Source organism: Micromonospora sp. KC606, from assembly GCF_004348675.1.
Taxonomy (GTDB): Bacteria; Actinomycetota; Actinomycetes; order Mycobacteriales; family Micromonosporaceae; genus Micromonospora.
In genome coordinates this window covers 1-6093 of the sequence record NZ_SMKN01000286.1, presented here as the reverse complement: position 1 = coordinate 6093, position 6093 = coordinate 1, and the positions used below count along the sequence as shown (strand labels likewise).

Below are 6093 nucleotides of genomic sequence, written 5' to 3'. Positions count from 1 at the left end.
CCCCCACCTCGCCGGCCGCAGCGGGCTGTACGGCCACCTACCGATCCGCCGGGCAGTGGTCCGGCGGCTTCCAGGGCGACATCGAGGTGACCGCCGGCCGCACCCCGATCCGCGGATGGACGGTCACCTGGACGTTGGCCAGCGGCCAGCGGGTCACCCAGGCCTGGAACGCCACGCTCACCAGCAGCGGGTCCACGGTGACCGCCAGGAACGCCAGCTACAACGGCACGCTGGGCGCCGGGGCGAAGGCGACCTTCGGGTTCCTCGGCTCCGGCAGCGGCGCCAACCCGACCCCGTCCTGTACCGCGACCTTCTGAACCACCCGGCCGGGGCCGTCATCCACACGGTCCCGGCCGGCTCAACCGCCCCGCAGCGCCTGGGACACCCACCGGACAGTCAGACCAGGCCGTTGACGATGTCGGCGACCGCGCGCCGCCGCCCGGTGTAGAACGGCACCTCCTCGCGCACGTGCCGGCGGGCCCGGGACGCGCGCAGGTCGCGCATCAGGTCGACGATGCGGTGCAGCTCGTCGGCCTCGAAGGCGAGCATCCACTCGTAGTCGCCCAGGGCGAACGAGGCGACCGTGTTGGCCCGCACGTCCGGGTAGCCGCGGGCCATCTGCCCGTGCTCGGCGAGCAACTCACGCCGCTCGGCGTCCGGCAGCAGATACCACTCGTAGGAGCGGACGAACGGGTAGACGCAGAGGTACCCGCGAGGCGTCTCGTCGGCCAGGAACGCCGGGATGTGGCTCTTGTTGAACTCGGCCGGCCGGTGCAGCGCCAGCTGCGACCAGACCGGGGTCAGCGCCCGCCCCAGCGTGGTCCGCCGCAGCCGCAGGTACGCGTCCTGCAACGCGTCGCTGGAGGAGGAGTGCCACCAGACCATCACGTCGGCGTCGGCGCGCAGGCCGGCCACGTCGTACACGCCGCGGACCACCACGTCCTTGCCGGCCAACTCCTCGAAGAGGGCCTCGACCTCGCCGGTGACGTTCTCCCGCAGCGACGGCAGCGGGCTGGTGGCCCGGAAGACCGACCACATGGTGTAGCGGATGGCGGCGTTGAGCTCCTTGAGCCGGGCCGCGTTGCTCTGCTCGGTCATTGACCCGATCCTCCCAGTGCTTCGATGATCTCCCCGGCCGCTGTCTCGCCGGAGCGGACGCAGGCCGGGATGCCGACCCCGTCGTGACCGGCGCCGGCCAGGGCCAGCGTCGGATGGTGCGCACGCAACGCCGCCCGGGCGGCGGCGAGCCGGTCGAGGTGCCCCGGGGCGTACTGGGGCAGGGCCCCGCCCCAGCGCTGCACGCGGCCGGCCAGCGGCGCGGGCAGCGCCACCCCCAGCACCCGCGACAGTTCCCGGTGCGTGGCGGCAACCAGGTCGGTGTCGGCGAGCTGGAGCTGCGCCTCCTCGCCGTACCGGCCGACGGAGGCGCGGACCAGCGCGACCCCGTCCGGCCGGGCCAGGTGTCCCCACTTGGTGGTGAAGAACGTGGCGGCCTTGACCAGCAGGCCCTCGGTGGCCGGCACCAGGAGCCCGGAGAGCGCCGGCAGTCGTGGTTCGGGCAGTGCGAGGGTGACCAGGGCGACGCTGGCGTAGTCCAGCCGGCCGACCGTGGCGGCGACCTCGGGGGCGGCGTCGGCGAGCAGCCGGGCGGCGGGACGGGCCGGCGCGGTGAGCACGACAGCGTCCACCTCGACGTGCTCCGGGTCGCGGGTCGGGCCGACGGTCAGCCGCCAGCCGTCGGCCGTCGGCTTCAGCTCCCGTACCGCGGCGTTGCGGCGGATCGTCGCGCCGCTGGCCCGGGCGGCCGTCTCGACCAGCGTGCCCATCCCGCCGGCCAGGGTACCGAAGATCGGGCGCGAGCCGCCGGCCGGCGCGGTCCGCGTGGCGGCGGCCTGGGCCGCCCGCACCGCCCCGGTCAGGGTGTGCGCGACGCGCGACGCGCGGGCCAGCGCGGGCATGGTGGTCGCCAGCGACAGGTCGTCGGCGCGGCCGGCGTAGACCCCGCCCAGCAGCGGGTCGACCAGGCGGTCCACCACCTGGTCGCCGAGCCGGGAGCGGACCAGCGCGCCGACGGCGACGTCCTCGTCCGGGCCGAGCAGCGGGCGACCGGCGTCCCGGTCGGCCGCCGGGTCCACCTCGGCGACCACCGCCACCGACGACGGATCCCCGGGTACGCCCATCAGCGTGCCGCCCGGGATGGGGCGCAGCCCGGCGTCGATCACGAGCGCGGCCTGCCCCACGCTCGGGTGGACGATCCGGTCGGCCAGGCCCAGCCGGTGGACCAGGGCCACCGCGGCGGAGTCGCCGCCGGTGGCCGGGTCCCGCATGAGGAACGACTCGGCGCCCAGCTCCACCGTCGTACCGGCCAGCTCACCGGTACGCAGCTTGCCGCCGAGCGCGCCGGACTGCTCGTACACGGTGATTTGGGTGCCGGCGGGGGCCAGGTCGCGTAACCGGACGGCGGCTGCCAGGCCGGTGATGCCGCCGCCGACCACCGCGATCCGCCAGGGCTGCCGCATCGTCGCCCCGCCCTAGTCGGTCGGTCGCGCGGACACCTCGTGCACCAGCGCGACCACTCGGGTCAGCACGTCGGGGTCGGTCTCCGGCAGGACACCGTGACCGAGGTTGAACACGTGGCCGGGGGCGACGCGGCCCTGCGCCAGGATTCGCCGCACCTCGGTTTCCACCACCGGCCAGGGGGCGAGCAGCACGGTCGGGTCGAGGTTGCCCTGCACCGCCTTGTCCGACCCGATCCGCCGGGTGGCGATGTCCAGCGGGGTACGCCAGTCCACCCCGACGACGTCGGCGCCGGCCTCGCCCATGGCGCCGAGCAGTTCGGCGGTGCCCACCCCGAAGTGGATCCGGGGCACGCCCGCGTCGGCCAGCCCGGAGAGCACGTTCGTCGAGTGCGGCAGCACGTAGCGACGGTAGTCAGCCTCGGAGAGCGCGCCGGCCCAGGAGTCGAAGAGCTGCACCGCGGAGACCCCGGCGTCGACCTGGACCTTCAGGAAGGCCAGCGTGACCTCCGCCAGCCGGGCACAGAGCGCGTGCCACAGCTGCGGCTGGCCGTACATCAGCGCCTTGGTCTTCGCGTGGGTACGCGAGGGCCCGCCCTCGACCAGGTAGCTGGCCAGGGTGAACGGGGCGCCGGCGAAGCCGATGAGCGGGGTGTCGCCCAGCTCGGTGACGAGCAGCCGGACCGCTTCGTCCACGTAGGACACCTCGTCGCGGCCGATCGGCCGGATCCGCTCGACGTCGGCGGCGGTGCGCACCGGATCGGCCACCACCGGGCCGGTGCCGGCCACGATGTCCAGGTCGACGCCGGCCGCGGCGACCGGAACCACGATGTCGCTGAACAGGATTGCGGCGTCGACCCCGTGCCGGCGGACCGGCTGGAGGGTGATCTCGGCGACCAGCTCGGGCTGCCGGCAGGACTCCAGCATCCCCACGTTGGCCCGGATCTCGCGGTACTCGGGAAGCGAGCGGCCGGCCTGGCGCATGAACCAGACCGGGGTGTGGGGGCCGGGCTCGCGGCGGCAGGCCCGGACGAAGGGTGAGTCAGCCGGCCCGCCGGGGCGGATTGCTCCGTCTCGGGCGGCAGTGCCCGTGGTGTCGGTGGTCATCGTGGCAATCGTGCCACGCGGCCGCGGGACCGAAGCGGGCAGCGCCGCCTTTTGTGACCCTCGCCCGGGGCCGCGCGGCCCCGCGCGCCGGGTGGATCCGTACCCACTCCACGGCGCGTCGTGCGCGCAGGCCCTCGGCGCGTCGTCCGCGCAGGCCCTCGGCGCGCCGTCCGGACGGGCGGGCCGACGGCGGCATAGGCTGCCGGCATGGCCCCCCCGATCGCGCTCCCGGAGACCTTTGCCCGCGCGGTCGCCGGGCTGCGGTCGGTCATCCCCCGGGCCGAGATCGAGCTGGAGGAGGTTGGCGCGCCCCAGCGGCTCGCCCCGTACGCCTTCGCCCTGTCCGCGACGGTGCTGCGCGACGAGGAGGAGGTGGCCACCGGGCGGCTGGTGCTGCTGCACGACCCGGCCGGACACGAGGCCTGGCGGGGCACCCTGCGGCTGGTCACCTACGTCACAGCGGAGCTGGAGGTCGACCTCGCCGCCGATCCGCTGCTGCCCGGGGTGGGCTGGACCTGGTTGACCGACGCGCTGGAGGCGTACGACGCCCGGCACCGCGCGGCCGGCGGGACGATCACCCAGACACTGTCGACGAGGTTCGGCGAGCTCGCCGGCCCGCCCGCGGCGGGGGACATCGAGATCCGGGCCTCGTGGACGCCGCTCGGCGACGACCTGGGCCCCCACCTGGAGGCCTGGTGCGCGTTACTGGCCTCAACGGCTGGCCTGCCTCCACCCGGGGTGACCGCGCTGTCCGAACGCCGCCCCGCCACCGCCTGATCCGCACCCCTTTGATCAACCCCCTTTGATCGCTTCCGCCCTCTTGATCGCCCCGCCCCCTTGCTCGCCTTCTTCTGCGGCAGGTGGGGGTGTCTACGAACCCCGGAAGCCGCGATCTGCCGCAGCCACGGTCGGTCCCGCCGCTCGGCGTGCGGCGGGCACCCCGACGACCGGCGTGTCCGTCACCGTTCGTTCTCCGACCGGACACCTCGCCGACACACGCGGGACCGGCTACGCACACGCCGGTCGCGCGGCGCACTAGGGTTGTCAGGTGACCGACGAACCACCCCTGCGCCGTCGGGCCGCCGAAAGCCGTACGGGAGACGCCCCACCCTCGGCCACGCCGGATCCGCAGGACGCGGGGACCGAGCAGCCCACCGGCGGGCCCGTGCCGTTGACCGCGCCCCGCGACGGCACACCCCGACCGGTGGCCGATCCCAGCGATCTCGACGAGGTCGTGGCCCGCTTCGCCGCGGGCACCGGCCCGGTGGCCCTGGACGCCGAACGCGCCTCGGGCTACCGCTACAGCCAGCGCGCCTACCTCGTGCAGCTACGCCGCGAGGGCGCCGGCACGGCACTGATCGACCCGCTACCGCTGCCCGACCTGTCCGCGCTCGACGCCGCGATCGCCGGCGCCGAGTGGGTGCTGCACGCCGCCAGCCAGGATCTTGCCTGCCTCGCCGAGGTGGGGTTGCGTCCCCGGCGGCTGTTCGACACCGAGTTGGCCGCCCGGCTGGCCGGCTTCGAGCGGGTCGGTCTGGCCGCGCTGACCGAGCAGTTGCTCGGCTACACCCTGGAGAAACACCACTCGGCGGCGGACTGGTCGACCCGTCCGCTGCCGGAGTCCTGGCTGACCTACGCCGCGCTGGACGTGGAGATGCTGGTGGACCTGCGCGACGCCCTGGACGAGGAGCTGACCCGCCAGGGCAAGTCGGAGTGGGCGGCCGAGGAGTTCGCCGCGCTGGTGCGCACCGGCGCGCGCCCGCCGCGGGCGCGCGCGGAGCCGTGGCGGCGCACCTCCGGCATCCACCGGGTACGCGGGGCGCGCGCCCAGGCCCGGGTCCGTTCCCTCTGGTACGCGCGGGACCAGATCGCCGCCCGGCGGGACGCCGCCCCGGGGCGGGTGCTGCCCGACTCGGCGATCGTCGCCGCCGCCGAACTGGACCCGAAGGACGAGAAGACCCTGCTCACCCTGCCCGGCTTCGGCGGCCGGTCGGTGCGCCGGCTGGCGCGTACCTGGTTGGCGGCCCTGGATGACGCCCGGCAGTTGCCGGAGGACGCGCTGCCGGCGAGCCCGGTGGTGGAGGGGCCGCCCCCGCCGCACCGCTGGGCGGAACGGGATCCGGTGGCGGCCGGACGGTTGGCCCGTTGCCGGGAGGTGGTGGTCCGGGTCGCCGGCGAGCACCGGCTCCCCCCGGAGAACCTGATCTCCCCCGATTCGATCCGCCGCCTCGCCTGGCAGCCACCCGACGAGGTCTCGGAGGAGACGGTGGCCGAGACGCTGCGCAGCTTCGGCGCCCGCGAGTGGCAGCTCCGCCTCCTGGTACCCGCCCTTACCGAAGCCCTCACCGCGCCCGCCCCTCCAATTGGTTGATCATGAAATTTCGCGTCCACGACACGCCGCGCGGTGGACGCGAACGTCATGATCGACACGGCCGAGCGGGGGCGGACCGGCCACATGAGGGTGTGGGGT

At 75.0% G+C, this 6093-nt stretch carries 6 protein-coding genes; 3 read left to right on the top strand and 3 right to left on the bottom strand.

The annotated features are described in order from the left end of the window. Positions 1-317, top strand: a 317-nt coding sequence (locus E1193_RS29300) for a cellulose binding domain-containing protein (protein ID WP_207922917.1), incomplete at its 5' end; no start/stop codon positions are given. 79 nt (positions 318-396) lie between these two features. Here the strand turns inward: E1193_RS29300 and hemQ are convergent. The 3 genes from hemQ to hemE are packed head-to-tail and all read right to left on the bottom strand — an operon-like array spanning position 397 to position 3623. After that, complete coding sequence (gene hemQ, locus E1193_RS29295) at positions 397-1098, bottom strand: hydrogen peroxide-dependent heme synthase (RefSeq protein ID WP_132186402.1); 702 nt, start codon at positions 1096-1098, stop codon at positions 397-399. After that, positions 1095-2519: a protoporphyrinogen oxidase gene (hemG, locus tag E1193_RS29290; protein ID WP_132186401.1), complete on the bottom strand. Its 1425-nt coding sequence runs from the start codon at positions 2517-2519 to the stop codon at positions 1095-1097. The genes hemQ and hemG overlap by 4 nt, the downstream gene beginning before the upstream one ends. Positions 2520-2531: 12 nt before the next feature. Then, positions 2532-3623, bottom strand: a complete 1092-nt coding sequence (gene hemE, locus E1193_RS29285) for a uroporphyrinogen decarboxylase (RefSeq protein WP_132186400.1) — start codon at positions 3621-3623, stop codon at positions 2532-2534. Between the two features lie 207 nt (positions 3624-3830). Here hemE and E1193_RS29280 point away from each other — a divergent pair, with 207 nt between their 5' ends. Beyond that, the gene (locus tag E1193_RS29280; RefSeq protein WP_132186399.1) at positions 3831-4400 is read left to right on the top strand and encodes a DUF3000 domain-containing protein; all 570 of its coding nucleotides are present in this window, start codon (positions 3831-3833) and stop codon (positions 4398-4400) included. Between the two features lie 271 nt (positions 4401-4671). After that, complete coding sequence (locus E1193_RS29275) at positions 4672-5994, top strand: ribonuclease D (RefSeq protein ID WP_132186398.1); 1323 nt, start codon at positions 4672-4674, stop codon at positions 5992-5994. Positions 5995-6093: the final 99 nt, after the last annotated feature.